At 70.0% G+C, this 15,606-nt stretch carries 14 protein-coding genes; 11 read left to right on the top strand and 3 right to left on the bottom strand.

All coding sequences use genetic code 11. The features are described 5' to 3' along the window. The first annotated feature begins 329 nt into the window (after window positions 1–329). The 4 genes from ESO89_RS17490 (at window position 330) to ESO89_RS17475 (ending at window position 3,897) form a co-directional block, all read left to right on the top strand. Window positions 330–1,133, top strand: coding sequence for a TetR/AcrR family transcriptional regulator (locus ESO89_RS17490; RefSeq protein WP_128906701.1), 804 nt, complete (start codon window positions 330–332; stop codon window positions 1,131–1,133). Window positions 1,134–1,215: 82 nt separating this feature from the next. Continuing rightward, window positions 1,216–2,592 carry an MFS transporter gene (locus tag ESO89_RS17485; protein WP_206731793.1) on the top strand — a complete coding sequence of 459 codons (1,377 nt, stop codon included), beginning with the start codon at window positions 1,216–1,218 and terminating at the stop codon, window positions 2,590–2,592. Between the two features lie 375 nt (window positions 2,593–2,967). Then, window positions 2,968–3,444 (top strand): 50S ribosomal protein L11, encoded by a 477-nt coding sequence (locus ESO89_RS17480; RefSeq protein WP_128906700.1) that lies wholly within the window; start codon window positions 2,968–2,970, stop codon window positions 3,442–3,444. A 165-nt stretch (window positions 3,445–3,609) separates the two neighbouring features. Continuing rightward, entirely contained in the window at window positions 3,610–3,897 is a 288-nt protein-coding gene (locus tag ESO89_RS17475) for a transcriptional regulator (RefSeq protein WP_128906699.1), read from the top strand. Between the two features lie 36 nt (window positions 3,898–3,933). Here the strand turns inward: ESO89_RS17475 and ESO89_RS17470 are convergent, their stop codons facing one another. Next, the gene (locus ESO89_RS17470) at window positions 3,934–4,386 is read right to left on the bottom strand and encodes a universal stress protein (RefSeq protein WP_128906698.1); all 453 of its coding nucleotides are present in this window, start codon (window positions 4,384–4,386) and stop codon (window positions 3,934–3,936) included. Window positions 4,387–4,534: 148 nt separating this feature from the next. Further along, a complete protein-coding gene (locus ESO89_RS17465) occupies window positions 4,535–6,421 on the bottom strand; it encodes an ATP-binding protein (RefSeq protein WP_128906697.1) in 1,887 nt (628 codons plus the stop codon). A 102-nt stretch (window positions 6,422–6,523) separates the two neighbouring features. On the opposite strand from ESO89_RS17465, the gene ESO89_RS17460 reads away from it, so the two are divergent. Next, window positions 6,524–6,859, top strand: coding sequence for a DUF7113 family protein (locus ESO89_RS17460; protein ID WP_128906696.1), 336 nt, complete (start codon window positions 6,524–6,526; stop codon window positions 6,857–6,859). 577 nt (window positions 6,860–7,436) lie between these two features. Beyond that, complete coding sequence (locus ESO89_RS17455) at window positions 7,437–8,066, top strand: hypothetical protein (protein WP_128906695.1); 630 nt, start codon at window positions 7,437–7,439, stop codon at window positions 8,064–8,066. Window positions 8,067–8,081: 15 nt separating this feature from the next. On the opposite strand, the gene ESO89_RS17450 is transcribed toward ESO89_RS17455, so the two are convergent. Further along, on the bottom strand, window positions 8,082–8,477 hold the full coding sequence (locus tag ESO89_RS17450; protein WP_128906694.1) for a DUF5830 family protein: 396 nt from the start codon (window positions 8,475–8,477) through the stop codon (window positions 8,082–8,084). Between the two features lie 140 nt (window positions 8,478–8,617). Here ESO89_RS17450 and ESO89_RS17445 point away from each other — a divergent pair, with 140 nt between their 5' ends. The 5 genes from ESO89_RS17445 to ESO89_RS17425 all read left to right on the top strand — a co-directional run bounded on the left by ESO89_RS17445 (window position 8,618) and on the right by ESO89_RS17425 (window position 15,470). Then, window positions 8,618–9,901 carry a tRNA pseudouridine(54/55) synthase Pus10 gene (locus tag ESO89_RS17445; protein WP_128906693.1) on the top strand — a complete coding sequence of 428 codons (1,284 nt, stop codon included), beginning with the start codon at window positions 8,618–8,620 and terminating at the stop codon, window positions 9,899–9,901. Window positions 9,902–9,956: 55 nt separating this feature from the next. Next, window positions 9,957–10,667, top strand: a complete 711-nt coding sequence (locus tag ESO89_RS17440; RefSeq protein WP_128906692.1) for a universal stress protein — start codon at window positions 9,957–9,959, stop codon at window positions 10,665–10,667. A 122-nt stretch (window positions 10,668–10,789) separates the two neighbouring features. Continuing rightward, window positions 10,790–11,263 carry an Lrp/AsnC family transcriptional regulator gene (locus ESO89_RS17435; RefSeq protein ID WP_128906691.1) on the top strand — a complete coding sequence of 158 codons (474 nt, stop codon included), beginning with the start codon at window positions 10,790–10,792 and terminating at the stop codon, window positions 11,261–11,263. A gap of 230 nt (window positions 11,264–11,493) precedes the next feature. Further along, a complete protein-coding gene (locus tag ESO89_RS17430; RefSeq protein ID WP_128906690.1) occupies window positions 11,494–12,996 on the top strand; it encodes a proton-conducting transporter transmembrane domain-containing protein in 1,503 nt (500 codons plus the stop codon). After that, on the top strand, window positions 12,993–15,470 hold the full coding sequence (locus ESO89_RS17425) for a DUF2309 domain-containing protein (protein ID WP_128906689.1): 2,478 nt from the start codon (window positions 12,993–12,995) through the stop codon (window positions 15,468–15,470). The genes ESO89_RS17430 and ESO89_RS17425 overlap by 4 nt, the downstream gene beginning before the upstream one ends. Window positions 15,471–15,606 lie beyond the last annotated feature (136 nt).

Genomic DNA, 15,606 nt, shown 5'->3' with positions numbered 1-15,606 from the left:
AACCCATGGGAATCACCACTTCTCTCGAATTCCTCAAGCGGCTTCGTCGAGATCTCTCTGATCTTGGGTAGATATTGACGGAGATCTGACCAATTAATTCTTCTCTCACCTCTCCACATTGAATTTACGCTCTGATAGTGAGTTATGGGTAAGAGACAGCCCTGAAGGGCGAGGCTTTCGCCTCGAATTTTCCGTAACTCGGCGACGACGTTTATGGGGGTGTCGGCTTTTCGACTGTTTCATCCTCTGAGCGGCCGCCAACGCGCTGTTACTGTCGATCGTTCCCCGACCGATAGGGATTTACCGATCGCTGACTGACCGGTCAGTCAATGAGCGATCCGCCGAGCGCGGCCGACGAGATCATGGACGGGGTCTATCGCGCGCTCCGCGCCCACGGCTACGCCGACGTGACGATGCGGGACATCGCCGACGAGTGTTCGAAGAGCAAGTCGCTGCTCCACTACCACTACGACACGAAGGAGGACCTGCTCGTGGCCTTTCTGGACCACGTCATCAGCGACTCGGAGGAGCGGATCGCGGCCCACGCGAGCGACCCGCCCGCGGAGCGGCTCGCGGGCTTTATCGGGTGGTTCGTCTTCGACCCCGAGGCGGTCGACCGCGAGGCCTTCCACATCGCGCTCCTCGAACTCCGCACCCAGGGGCCGTTCAACGAGCCGATCCGCGAACAGCTCACCCGGAGCGACCGGCTGCTCCGCGGCACCGTCGTCGACATCCTCGAATCGGGGATCGAGGAGGGCGTCTTCCGCGACGTCGACGTCGAGGAGACGGCGGCGCTGCTGGTCGCGACCCTCGACGGCGCGCGGACCCGGCAGATCACGATGAGTCGGGGCGCGAACGACGCCGACCCGGATGGTTCCGACGCGAGCGGCTCCGACGCGGACGGTTCCGACGCGGGCGGCTCCGACGCGGGCGAGTCCGGTCGCGACGCGGCCGTCGACACGGTCGGGGTCCTCGACGCCGCCGACCGCCCCGAACCGGCGTACACGCGGGCGGTCGCGGAGGCGACCCTCCGGCGGATCGTCGAGCCGCTGCTCGCCGACGGCGTCGAGCTGCCGTCGCTCGAAGCGGGGATCGCGGCGATGACGCCGATCGACGAGGACGGGACCGAATGACCGCGGATCGGGGCGGAACGGCGTCGACCGTCGTCGACCGGTGCCGACGGCGACGCCGCCGCGACGAGACGGGGTGACTGCGGTGGGACCGCTCGGGATCGACCGGCCGCCGACCGTGCTACTCGCGGTGATCGCCAGCACCTTCTTCGTCGGCTTCGGCGGGGGGGTCGTCTTTCCCATCCTGCCGAACCTCGGCGCGGTCCTCGGCATCTCGGCGTTCACGGTCGGCGTGATCCTCTCCGCGAACCGGTGGGTGCGGCTCGTCGCGAACGCGCCCGCCGGTGCCCTCGTCGACCGGTACGGGACCCGAAAACCGTTCGTGATCGGGCTGTTCGTCGAGGGGGTTGCCACCCTCGGCTACGTCGTCGCGCTCGCGATGCCGGCCGCCGAGTCGCTCCGCCCCCTCGCGGCGTCGCTGCCGGCGATCGCGGCCGGTCCGGTGACCCTCGGAGCGGAGGGGTGGTTCGCCGCCATCGCGGCCGTCGTCGCGCCCGAGACGTGGTTCCTGATCGCGCGGGTCCTCTGGGGGTTCGGCTCCGCCGCGGTGTTCGCGACCGCCTACACCATCGCCGCCGACCTCTCCAACAGCGGCTCGCGGGGGACGAACATGGGCGTCGTCCGCGGCGGGATCACGATGGGGTTCCCGGCCGGGCTCGTGCTCGGCGGCGTCGTCTCCGCGGTCGCGGGCAACGTCGCCGCCTTCGTCGTCGCCGCCGCGTTCGCGCTGACCGCCAGCGTCGTCGCTTACCGCTACGTCCCGGAGACCCACGTCACGGGCGACCGGTCGGGGGACTCGATCAGGCCGTGGGACGTCGACACCGCCGTGCCGGCGCTGACGGTCGGGCTGGTCAACTTCGGGCTGATGTTCGCGTACATCGGCGCGCTGTTCTCCACGCTCGTGTTGTTCCTCGGCGAGAACGACATCTCGCTGTTCGGCCTCGCCCCGCAGGGGACCTCCGGGCTGTTCATGGCCGGCACGGTCCTCTCCGCCGCGCTCTTCATGTTCGTCGGCGGGCGGATCTCGGACACCCGCGACTCCCGGACGCCGATACTGCTGACGTTCCTCGTGGTCTCGTTCGTCGGGTTCCTGCTGCTCGCCCGGGCCGGATCGGTGGTCTCGCTCGGGCTCGCCTGCGTCTTCATCGGCGCCGGACAGGGCGGGACGAGCGGCCCGATGATGGCCCTGCTCGCGGACCTGACCCCCGACGAGCGGATGGGGCGCGCGTCGGGGACGAACAACGTTCTCGGCGACGTGGGCGGCGGCCTCGGCCCGATGGTGTCGCTGCCGCTGATCGAGGCGGTCGGCTTCGCGCCCATCTACGCCGCCTGTGCGATTCTCCCGCTCGCCGCGGGCGCCGCGCTACTCCTCGGTGTCCGCCGCGAGACCGGGACGTTCCTCCCCGGGCGCACCGCGGGCGAGGCGGGGCCGGGCGACGGGTCGGCTCCCGCGGAGTCGTAACACGGGAGTAGCCGTTGGCGTGCCTCCGAGCGCCCACCGGGCGCGAGGAGCCCGCGAGGGAGACGGCGGGCCGGCGCGGGCGGAGCCGCGCCGGTCCGTCCGCCGAGGCTGGGGAGGTGTGAGGCTGCGGTCGCAGTGCTGCGGGGTGGGGCTTTGGCGGTGTTCGCTGCGGAGTCATCGATCACGTATGGCCGAGCGGCTGGGGCTTTGGAGATGTTCACCACTCAGGAGCGCTTATAAGCGATCGTCATCTCCGAACTGTTCCGCCTCACGGAGTAACAGCCGCCCCGAGGCCGATATCGGAAGTGTGCGAAGCGCTGGCTCCCGCTGCCCGAAAGAACAACCGTTAAAAGTCGCCATCGGGTTCGTACGGATATGGCTGGAACTATCGAAGCGCTCGTCCCCGGCGGGCAGGCCAACCCCGGTCCGCCGCTCGGTCCCGAGCTCGGACCGACGCCGGTGGACGTTCAGGACGTCGTGTCGCAGATCAACGAGGAGACCGCCGCGTTCGACGGCATGGAGGTACCCGTCACCATCGAGTACGACGACGACGGCTCCTTCACGATCGAGGTCGGCGTCCCGCCGACGGCCGAACTGATCAAAGACGAGGCCGGCTTCGAGACCGGCTCCGGCGAGCCCCAGAAGGACTTCGTCGCGGACATGTCGATCGAACAGGTGAAGAAGGTCGCCGAGCAGAAGTCGACCGACCTGCTCTCGTACGACGTGAAAAACGCCGCCAAGGAGGTCGGCGGCACCTGCGCCTCCCTCGGCGTCACCATCGAGGACGAGGACGCCCGGACGTTCGACGACCGCGTCGACGCCGGCGACTACGACGACGCTCTCGAAGCGTAACGACGCGTTCCGACGCGGCCCCGCCGCGACTCCGCGGCAACTCCGCCGCGATTTTTTTCGGCGTCGTTTTCTCGTCTCGCGAGCGCGTCGCGTAGCGGTGCGGTTCTGTGACCCTCCCACCGTCCGCCCCACCGCCTTTTTACCCGAACGCGCCGAGTCGCGACCATGCCCGATCTCCATCCCGTCGCCAAGCGCATCCACAACGTCCAACCGCGACCCGTCCGACTCACCCTCGACGACGGCGAAACGGGGGTCTTCGAGTTCTCCTCGACCGAATTCTTCCAGCAGGAATTCCGCGGCGAGGGCGTCCGCACCGACGCGGACGGCGACGCCGAGTTCCGGCTGATCACCTCCGAGGACCACGAGTCCGTGCTGCTCGGGCGGTCCGGCCCCGACGAGGAGGGGTGGACCGTCGTCGGCGAGGTGGTCGAGGCGGAGCGCGCGGAAGGGTGACCGACGCCCGCGTCACCGATTCCGCCGGCTTCGCCCTCACCGAACGACGGTGACGGGGACCTCGGCGCGGCGCACCACGCCCTCGGCGACGCTCCCGAGCAGGACCCGGGAGAGCCCGGTCCGGCCCTGACTCGCCAACACGACGTGGTCGAACGGCTCGCCGGCGGCGTCCGCTTCGCCGACCGGCTTCTCGCCGCCCGCCACGGCGAGGATCGTCCCCGTCGGTCGCCCGACCTCTAGTCGCGTCTCGACCTCGCGGTCGACCGCCGCGGTCGCCTCGGTCAGGACCCGGTCGCCGCGCTGCTTGGCGCTGTCGTACCACTGGTCGGCGGCGCCCGGGAAGCCGCCTTCCGCGCCCGTCGCCGAGTCGGCGGGGTTGATCACGTGCAGCGCCGTCAGCTCGGCGTCGGGCCACTCGGACGCCGCGAACCGGAGCGCCTCGGTCGCCTCCGTCGATCCGTCGGTCGCGACGAGGATGCGTTTGCCCATGTGCGCGCTTCTCGCGCTCGGCGTAAAAAGGGCGGCGGCGGCTCCGACGCGACGGCAATCCGGTCCGTGCGGCTCGCTCCGCCGCGGACCGCCGCGGACCGCTGCGGACCGCCGCGGACCGCCGCGGACCGCCGCGGCTGCGGCCCGGTCAGTCGTGCCGCGTAACGCACTCCGAGAGCCCGATCAGCTCGACGGGTTCGGAGTTGTCCGGCGAGTAGACGACCATCTGTCCCTTCTCCATGTAGGGGACCTTGCCGGCGAGGTTGGCGGGGATGTTGACGCTGGAGATCGCGTCCTCGTCGCCGAGGTTCAAGACGATCTTGGTGTTGATCTGTTTGAACACCGACTCGGCCACGTCCTGCGGGTCCTGCGTGATCAGGAAGAGCCCGAGCCGCTCCTTGCGGCCCTGCTTGGCCGCCTCCGTGAACTTCTGGACGACCTTCCGAGCCTGCACGGTGTCGGCGTCCGCGAGGAAGTTGTGCGCCTCGTCCATGCCGATGAGGAGGGGCGTCTCCTCGATCCGGTCGCTGTCGGGGTCGTTCGAGAGCTTGTCGTCGACGAGCAGCCCCGCGACCGCGAGCACGACGATCTCCTTCTGCCGGGAGGTCGGCAGGTGATACGTCGGCACCACGGAGAGCCCGCCCGGCCGAACGAGGGTGTGGTCCAGCTCCGTGATCGGCTTCGCGTCCTGATCGAAGACGCCGCCGGGAACGGCGCGCACACGCCGCATCACTGCCTCGAAGGTCTTCTCGTGGATTCGGCCGCTCTCGTGGAGCTCCTCTTTCAGCGCCGGGTCGTCGAGGTACGAGAGGAACTGGCTGTACGTGCCCGAGTCCCCGTAGTCGCGGAAGAATCGGTCGATCAGGTCCCGGAGAGCGGGGTACTGGTTCTCGTTGAGCCCGGAGCCAGCGACGAGCCACGGCATGTCCCGCGCCAGCGAGAAGGGAATCGTGAACTCCACGCGCTCGGCGCGGTGCCCCTCGCCCGGATACGTCGCGTTCGCGACCCGCGGCACGAGGGCGACAGTGTCGTCGTGGCCGCCGTGCGCGATCCCCTCGCGGTCCAGCCGTCGCGCGAAGTCGGCGTCGAGGTCGGGGTTGTCGTCGTGCATCTGCGCGTACTCGTCTTGCGGGTCGAACTGGACGACCGCCATCCGCGACTCCCGGCCGTCGCCGGTCGGGTAGGTGCGGTCCGCGTCGAGGTACTGCCGGAGGACGTTCTTCGAGGCGTGGGTCTTCCCGGACCCGGTCCCGCCGGCGACGAGCGTGTGCCGGAACGCGAGGGGGTCGCCGTCGGCGTAGTCGTCCTTCACGCGGTAGTCGACGGTGGGCGGCTCCGCCGCCGTCCGGACCTTCTCGCCGCCGACGGAGAGGTGGCCGAGGAAGACGCCGTCCTCGGGGATCTTCAGCCCGGTCTTGATCTCGGCGTCGTCGGAGGCCTCCTCGACGATCGCACCCGGCTTCGGCACCCGGTCGGTCATCCGCCGCTTCATGTCGTCGCCGGACCCGTACACGACCGACATCGGCTCCAACTCGGCCATGAACTTGTAGTCGCGCTCGGCGAAGTCGTCGCGGCGCATCTGCCGGCGGGCGTGGATCTCGGTGGCGTCGTCCGACCGGAACTCCTGTGCGTACTCCAGCCCGGTGATCCGGCAGAACAGCCGCTCGCCGTCCGGGTACGGGACGAGGAGGTATTTCCCGAGCCGGACCGCCTCGCGGTTCCCCGTCGTGACGAACGCCTTCAGCGTCGTCTCTTCGGCCTCCTCGGCCACGCGGAGCCCCTGTGAGACGGAGACGACGCCGAGCCCGACGTCCTCGCCGGTCGGCTCCACGTCGTACGCGGCGAACTCGTCGTCGGGGGCGGTCTCGCCGCCGCCGTCGGCTGCGCTGCCGCCATCGGTCGTGTCGGCACCACCGCGTTCGGCGTCACCACCCCCGGTGTCACCGGATTCGACGGTTGCGGGGTCGGCGGCGTCTGCGTCTCCGCCGCCGTCGCCCTCGTCGTCGCCGAACTCGGTGAAGTCCTCCAGCGTCATGGCGGACCCACCGCCTCCCACGCCGAAAGCGTTTCCCCCTCGCCGTCCGGTTCGGGACCGTGCTCGCAGGCCCCTTTTGGGTCTCCGGACCGTAGCGGTGACATGATACTCGTTCGCGGCAGCGGCGGCGGGACGGAGCTCACCGGGACGGTGTTCGAGCGCGGTGAGGAGCCGCCCGCCTACAAGGGCGCGCCCGACGAGGACGCCCCGTACGTCTGGGTGTGCGACTCCTTCTACGAGGTCGAGAGCGGCGGGTCGGCCCTGCGCGTCGACGGCGAGGAGATCCGGGTCGCCTTCGAGGAGCCGATGCCCCGCGGGTTCGACACCCGCGAGCAGGCGCTGACCGCGGCGAAAGAGCACGTCCGGACCCAGTTCGCCAGAATCGGCGTCGACCCCGACGGCGTCGAGGTCGAAGTGACGAAGCAGGACCCCGCCTAACTGCGCGAGTTGAGACCGACGGTGAACCCGGTCCGTGTCTGCTCTGCGTCGGGTTTTATCGCCCACCCAGACGGGTTCGAGGCCGAACTCACGGACAAGCCCCATCACCAGAAGTCTGTGACTTCTGGTTAGCAGCCAGAACTCGGAGAGTTCTGGCGACACCCTCAAAGCGCCAAAGGCATGTAGGATGGGGTAGTTGACACGCGTTCCGACAGCGCGCTATACGAGGTACGGGCGCAAAACCCCCGTTAAATCCGGGGACACGCGCCGTAAGCTTGATTAAGTAACCGACGGGACCGATTTTTGTGCGTGGAAAACCGGCAGTTGACTCGGTGTTTGCCGCGGCGAGAGCCGAAACCAAACAGGTGAGCCGACCACGCCGACCGACACAAAAGAAGATACCTCGAAGCCGTCCACGGGGTACGAGTACCGGCTTCGTGGCGGAGCCAGCGCCGTCGGTCGCGCAGCTTAGATTCCCGACCGTCAGGATTGACCCGCTCGGCCAACACCGAGTGGAAAGCCCACGAATGTACTCGTGGGAGCGCGTCACTGTACCTCGCCGCCAAGAACCGGTCGGATGCCCGACCGATCCGCTAGCGGCGGCCGAGAAACGGAGCCGTCGGCTGGTCCCGGGCCGATGACCGTCGACGACGAGCATGACGCGGTCGAAGCGTCGGCTGACGGCGACACCGTCGAAGCGTCGGTTGACGGCGACACCGAAGTCGACGACGAGGTGCAGCGGCGCCTCCGGGAGGCGTACCTCAACGACGCGGAGCGCGAGTTGATCGTGATCGGAGTGCGATCGGCGGGCGAGGAGGTCGTCGTGGAGCTCCGGACGCCGCACGGCGACGCGACTCACGCCGAGCGGTTCCGCGCGCCGCAGAACGGCTCGTTGGCGGAGTCGGAGGCGTTTCTCGCGCTCCTTGAGGCCGCCGGGGTCTCGCCGCTCGACGTCGACGGACTCGTCGGCGCCTGCCTGCCGGCGACGTACGACCCCGACGAGGGGTGGCGGCTCGACCGGTCGTCGCTCCCCGACGACGCCTGTGAGACGAGTGACGGGGGCGCCCGCGGCGAGGAGTCTCGACCGCGATCGGCGTGGGCGCGGTTGCGGGAGTGGGTCTGGACGTACCGCTACTGGCTGTTTGCCGCGCTGCTGGTCGGCGGGGAGCTGCTGTTCGCGGCCGTTATCGTCGCCGTCTACACCTGACTGGAGGCGCGGCGCTCACGGCGCGTCGCCGGCGCCGCCCTCGCGGCCGGTGACCCGCCGGACGCACGAGGAGCCGAAGGGACCGAGCTCGCCGGCGTCGAGCTGCACGAAGTGGCCGGTCGTGATCGCCGTGCCGCAACGGCGGCACTCGAACTCGCCCTCGCGCTGGGTCACCTGACTCTCGTAGTTCACGTAGGTCCCGCCGCGCCGGACCCGGAGGCGGGCGTTCTCGCGCTCGACGACGCCGCGCTTCTCGGCGGCGTCGAGGATCTCGCGGGTGAGCGAGGGGCTCGTCGTCACCGTCTCGATCCGGTCGATCGCGTCCGGCAGCGCCAGCTCCTCGTGTTCGAGGTGGGCCAGCAGCTCGACGCCGAGCTCCAGTCTCTCCTCGCGCGAGGCCGACTCGTTCACGCCCGGCGAAACGACGCGGACCGTCTTAAGTCGGCCGGGAGGGAGCCGGGAGGCGGCCCCCGCGGACACCGCCGGCATCGCCGGCACCGCGCGCCCCGCGATGTAGTAAGACAGTTACCACGGGGGACGCTGGAGGGCGTATGGACGTACTCGAGGTCGCGGCGCGGGCGACCGGGACGGGGCCGGTGTGCGACGCGTGTCTCGGCCGCCTCGTCGCCGACCGGAGCTTCGGGCTGTCGAACGCCGAGCGGGGGTCGGCGCTGCGCACGTCCCTCGCGCTGCGCGACGACGAGGACCACGAGCCGGTCGACACCGCGGACTGCTGGGTCTGTGAGGGGCGCTGTACCGAGTTCGACGAATGGGCCGAGCGCGCCGCCGAGGCGGTCGAGGGCGTCGAGTTCGCCACCTACAACGTCGGCACCCGCCCCCCGCCGCTGATCGAGGAGAACGAGGCGCTGCTCCGCGACGAGGCCGGGCTCGACGACGACGCGGGCGAGCCGTTCAAGTCGGAGTTCAACCGCGAGGTCGGCAAGCGGTTCGGCCGGCTCACGGGGACGGAGGTCTCATTCGACCGCCCGGACGTGCAGTTCACGATCGATCTTGCCGAAGACGAGATCGACGCGAAGGTGAACTCCACGTTCGTGTACGGTCGGTACCAGAAGCTGGAGCGGGACATCCCCCAGACCGAGTGGCCCTGCCGGGAGTGCAAGGGCTCGGGGCGACAGGGCGCCGACCCCTGCGACCACTGCGGCGGCTCCGGCTACCTCTACGACGACAGCGTCGAGGAGTACACGGCGCCGATCGTCGAGGACGTGATGGACGGCACGGAGGCGACGTTCCACGGCGCGGGCCGCGAGGACGTGGACGCGCTCATGCTCGGCACCGGGCGCCCGTTCGTGGTCGAGGTCGAGGAGCCGCGTCGCCGCCGGGTCGACACCGACCGCCTGCAGGCCGACATCAACGCCTTCGCCGACGGCGCCGTGGAGGTCAAGGGACTCCGGCTCGCGACCTACGACATGGTCGAGCGCGTGAAGGAACACGACGCCGCCAAGCGCTACCGCGCCGAGGTGACCTTCGACGCCGACGTGGACGCCGACGCGCTCGCGGACGCGGTCGAGGAGCTGGAGGGGACGACCGTCGAGCAGTACACCCCGAACCGGGTGGACCACCGGCGCGCGAGCCTCACGCGCGAGCGCGACGTGTACGAGGCGACCGCCGAGCTCGACGACCCCCGCCACGCGACCGTCGAGATCCGCGGCGCCGGCGGGCTCTACATCAAGGAGCTGATCTCCGGCGACGAGGGCCGGACGGAGCCGAGCCTCGCCGGTCTGCTCGGCGTCGGCGCCGAGGTCACCGCGTTGGACGTGATCGCCGTCGAGGGCGAAGACGAGCCGTTCGAGCGCGAGGAGTTCTTCCGCGACTGACACGTCGGGTTCGCGACCAACGGGATTTATCAGACGCACGTCTGACGGTACCGGTATGAACGGGAGCGACGCCGACGACTGGGGCGGGGGCGGCGGAGCGACTGACCCGGGGATCGACGAAGAGCCGGGTTCGGGAGATATGGACGCCGAGACCGCGGGGAGCGACGCCGGGGTCGGCGATCCGATCGTCGAGTCGGCGGTGGCGGAGGCGACCGCGACGACGTCGACCGCGGCCGACGCGACGCTCGAAGGGGCCGACCGCGCGGCGCGCCCCGACCGCGTCTCCTCGATCCTCGTCGCCGTCGGACCGGGGCCGCATTCGGGAGCGACCGTCGACGTGGCGCGGGAGATCGCGGACGCGGCCGACGCGTGGCTCGAACTGTTCCACGTCGTCCCCTCGGACGCCGCGCTCGCCGACGATTCGACGGGGGCGGACGGGAGCGACGCCGGGGACGAGGGCGACACCCAGCCCGGGGCCGGCGACCGCGACGAGTACGCCGCGACCGGCGAGCGCCTCCTCGACGCCGCCCGCGACCGCCTCGGGGTGTTCGACCGGGTCGACCGCTGGCTCGTCGAGGACCGGTCGGCCGCGGGCGCGATCGTCGAGCAGTCTCCGTACTACGACCTCGTGGTCATCGGCGCTCCCACGACCGGGACCGTCGGGCGCTTCGTGTTCGGCTCCACGACCGACACCGTGGTCGACGACGCCGAGGTCCCCGTGGTCGTCGTCGAGGGGGACGGTGAGACCGCCCTCGACGCCGCGTAGATCCCGACGAGCTTTCGACCACCTCGCCGCCGACTCCCGAGAAGCGGTGCCGTCCGGCCGGCGTTTTCAGGCGGTACAACCGATATACAAGGATAAAGTGGCTATGCCACGGAGCCTCCGGTATGGCCGACGAAGCGATCGACGACGTCGACAGGGCGATCCTGTACGCGTTACAGGAGGACGCTCGAAACACCTCGTCCGGGGACATCGCCGAGCGAACCGGCACGTCGGACAGCACCGTCCGCAAGCGCATCCAGCGCCTCGAGTCCGACGGGATCGTCAAGGGGTACAGCGCCGAGGTGGATTACCAGAAGTCGGGGTATCCGCTCCGGATGCTGCTCTACTGCACCGCCTCGATACCCGAACGCGGCGAGATGCTCCCCGAGATTCTGGCGATCGACGGCGTCATCTCTGTCCAAGAGCTGGTCACCGGCGAACAGAACCTCCTCGTGACGGCGGTCGGCGAGTCGGACGACGACATCACGCCCGTCGCACAGGAGCTCCTCGACATGGGGCTCACCGTCGCCGACGAGGTCCTCGTCCGGAGCCACGAGACGACGCCCTTCGGCGAGTTCGACGCCGAGATCGACTCGTAGACGAGGCTCGCTCGACGTCGACCGGAGTTGCGCGCGGGACGATCCGGGTTTCGGAGCTGTCAAACGCTGCGACGCCAGATAATTATAATGTTCTTTAACGACACTTTAACGAACGATTTGTGAACACAAGTAGATTTAATAGGCAATCTGTTCTTTGATGGGTGTAGAGACGACCGGTATCGGTCTACCGACTCGCGTCGGTCGCCGAGAGCGGTCGGATGGATTGAACGATGGCAGGACGCACCTCGAAATCGACGGTCGGAGCGCTCCCGGACACGGCGGCGGACTCGCCGCTCGTGCCCGTCGCACTCACGCGGCTCATGTGGTCTCTGTTCGCCGCGAGCGTGGCGGTCCTCGCGGCCCGAGTCCGACTCGGTTTCGCCCCGGAGATCCCCGGCGTGTTCGCCGTCGACGGGCTGACCGCCCTGATGTGGGTCGTGGTCACCTTCTTCGGCGGGATCGTCCACAGCTACTCGCGGCGCTACATGGCCGGGAGCGCCCACGAGACGAGGTTCTTCCTCGCCGTGTTCGGCTTCGCGGCGATCGTGATGACGCTCGTCGCGGCCGACCACCTCGCCCTGTTCGGACTCCTGTGGCTGGCGATGGGGCTGGTGATGGCGGAGCTGATCGGCGTCGTCAGCGGCTGGGAACAGGCGCGGGCGGCCGCGACGGTCGCTCGCAGGTACTTCCTCGCCAGTAGCGCGCTCCTCGGCGTCGCGCTGGCGGCGCTCTGGCGGGCGACCGGCGCGACGACGATCTCCGGGGTCGCCGCGAGCGCCGACGCGCTCGGCGGTCCGGTCTGGCTCGTCGCCGCCGTCGCGCTCGTCCTCGCGGCGATGATCCAGTCCGCGCTCGTCCCGTTCCACGGCTGGCTGCTCTCCTCGATGACCGCGCCCACGCCGGCGTCGGCGCTGATGCACGCGGGGTTCGTCAACGCGGGCGGCGTCCTCCTGCTCCGCTTCGCGCCGGTCGTCACCGTCGACGGCGCCCTCATGCTCGCGATCGTCGCGGTCGGTGCGACCAGCGCGCTGCTCGGGAAGCTCCTCAAGGCCGTCCGCCCGGACGTGAAGAGCAAGCTCGGCTGCTCGACGGTGGGCCAGATGGGATTCATGATCATGCAGGCCGGGCTCGGCTTCTTCGGCGCCGCCATCACCCACCTCGTCCTGCACGGGTTCTACAAGGCCTACCACTTCCTCGGTGCGGGCGGCGAGGTCGAACGGACGACCCCGGGAGAGAAGGCGGGCCGCTCGACGGGCGGTTCCGGCGTCGTCGAGTTCGCCGCGACGCTGGCGACCGGACTGGCGGGCGGCGCGGTGTTCGTCCTGCTGACGGGGAAGGGAACGAGCGTCGACAGCGGCCTCCTGCTCGTCCTCTTCGTGACGTTCACCACCCTCCACGCGGCGCGCGGCGCGGTCCGGCACGCGTCGCTGCCGGCGACGGTCCGCTACGGGGCGGTCCCGCTGGTCTTCCTGCCGGCCATCGCCGTGTACGCGCTCGTGTACGAGGGGGTCTCGGCGCTCCTGACCGGACTGCCGGTCGTCACGGCGCCGACCGAGCTGACCGCGCTCCACGTCCTCGTGGCCGCCGTCTTCCTCACCGCGTACGTCGCGATCGAGGCGGGCATCCACGAGCGCAGCCGGCGGCTCTACGTCGCGCTCCTGAACGCGGGCCAGCCGTCGCCGAGCACCGTGCTGACGGACGCGCAAGAGTATGACAACGGAGGCGCTCAATGAGCTCCCAATCCACCATCGAAGACGGCATCGACGACGCGACCATCCGGGACGGTATCGCCGACGCCACCATCGAAGACGGTATCGACGAGGCGGCGGCGACGGTCGGCTCGGTCTGGCCGATCCACTCGTTCGTGACCGCCAACCCCCTCTCGGGATTCGAAGACGTGCCGTTCGGCGAGGCCGTGACGCAGGCGGCCGACCTGCTGGACGGCCGCGGCTACCCGAGCCGCGAGACGTTCCGGGCGGCGCTCGACGACGGCCGGATCGATCGCGAGACACTCGAAGCGGAGCTCGCCGACCGCGGCTACGAGGCCGACCCGGAGACGCTGCTCGAACGCGTGGACACGAGCGTCGGGTCGGGGGTCCCGGACGGCGAGTCGGAGACGCCGGACGACGAGGCCGACACCGACGCCGAGCGGGTCGACCGCGTGCTGACGAAGTGGCTGTCGGCCTTCCTCGACGAGGGACACGCCAAGTGGTCGATGCCGAGCCGCGACGAGGGGTTCTACGCCGCCTTCCGCGAGATGGCCCCGCACGACGCCGAGGTACCCGATTCCGGGGTCGTCGCGTCGCTGCCCGAGACCCCCATCGAGGCCATCGAGACCGTCTTGGAACCGTACCCGGAGGGCCAGTGGGTGCCGGTCTTCGAGGAGCAGCTGGCGGCGCTCCCGGGATGGACCGGCCTCATCAAGCAGCGCGCGGACGACGAGGGGGCGTGGCAGTCGGCCCACCCGATCACGCTCGCGGAGTACCTCGCGGTCCGGCTCGCGCTCCGCGACGGGTTCGGCGTCGGCGTCGAACCGTCCACGGGTCCCGACACTCCCGATTCCGACCCGGCCGACGAGATCGCCGAGGCGTTCCTGAGCGCGTGGGAGGCGAGCTACCGGTCCGCGGTCGTCGAGCGCGTCGCCGCCGAGAGCCGGAAGCACGCCGAGAGCGAGGGGTCGGAGCGTCCCGACGCGCAGCTGGTGTTCTGTATCGACACCCGCTCGGAGGTGATCCGGCGTCACATCGAGGCAACCGGCGAGTACGACACCCACGGCTACGCCGGCTTCTTCGGCGTCCCGATGGAGTATCGGGGGTACGACGCGGAGGTCGCCGTGGACGCCTGTCCGCCCATCGTCGACGCGCAGCACCGCGTCAGCGAGGTCCCGACCGACGGCGACACCCAAGAGCGTCACGACCGGTGGTCGAGCGTCCGCGAGGTCGCGGGCGAGGTCGTCAAAGCGCTGAAGACGAACCCCGCCAGCGCCTTCGGCTTCGTCGAGAACGCCGGGAGCGGCTACGGGCTGGCGCTCGCTGCGCGCACGCTCGTGCCCGGACGCGTCCGCGACCTCTTGGACACCGCCGACGACGCGGTGCCCGAGGACCACGAGTTCTGCGAGCAGGTCGTCCAGCACCAGCACACCCACGCCGACGGGCTTCCGGTCGGCCTGACCCACGAGGAGCAGGTCGAGTACGCCGCGACCGCCTTCGAGCTGATGGGCTGGACGGAGTTCGGTCGGCTCGTCGCCTTCGTCGGCCACGCGAGCGAGACGACGAACAACCCCTTCGACGCGAGCCTCGACTGCGGCGCGTGCGCCGGCAGCCCCGGCGGGCCGAACGCCCGCGTCCTGGCCGAGATCTGCGCCGACCCCGACGTGAAGGCGGCGCTGCGCGACCGCGGCTTCGACCTGCCGGAGGACACGGTCTTCCTCGCCGGCGAGCACAACACGACGACCGACGAGATCGAACTGTACGGCGACGTGCCCGAGAGCCACGCGGACGACCTCGACCGGCTGCGCGCGGACCTCGCCACGGCCCGCGAGCACGCGACCGCCGAGCGCGTCGAGTCGATGGGCGGCGACGCGTCGGAGGGCGTCGACGACGCCGAGCGCCGGGCCGCCGACTGGGCCGAGACGCGTCCCGAGTGGGGACTGGCCGGCAACGCCGGCTTCGTCGTCGGCCCCCGCGAGCTGACGAGCGACCTCGACCTCGACGGCCGGGCGTTCCTCCACTCGTACGACTGGTCGACCGACCCCGACGGGGAGGCGCTCGAAGCGATCCTCGCGGGACCGATGGTCGTCACCCAGTGGATCAACGCCCAGTACTACTTCTCGACCGTCGACAACGCGGTCTACGGGAGCGGGTCGAAGGTGACGCAGAACCCCGTCGGCAACGTCGGCGTCTACCAAGGCAACGGCGGCGACCTGATGACCGGGCTCCCCCTCCAGTCGCTGATGGCTGCCGACGACGACCCGTACCACCAGCCGCTCCGCCTCTCGACGGTGCTCCACGCGCCGGTCGAGCGCGTCACCGACGCGCTGGCCGACCACGAGGAGATCACCAACCTGTTGGACAACGACTGGCTCTCGCTGACGGTCGTCGATCCGACGCAGGACCACCGCGCGTTCGAGTACGAGCGCGACATGAACTGGCAGCCGCTGTCCGAGCCGCCCGCGACCGAGCCCGCGCCCGCGACCGCGGACGACTAGATCCGGTCTCGCGGCCTCACTTCACCCCTCCTCGTCGCGTGCTATCTTTCTACGAGGAGAGAATCCCGTCGTTTACGACGGGCGTGAATCCGACAACGCCGACACAAACCACGTTCAGCAGCAATGCGGATATTTA

The sequence above is a fragment of the Halorubrum amylolyticum genome (assembly GCF_004114995.1).
Lineage (GTDB): Archaea > Halobacteriota > Halobacteria > Halobacteriales > Haloferacaceae > Halorubrum > Halorubrum amylolyticum.
Note: the sequence above shows the minus strand (reverse complement) of the source record. Positions and strands in the feature narration are given on the sequence as shown.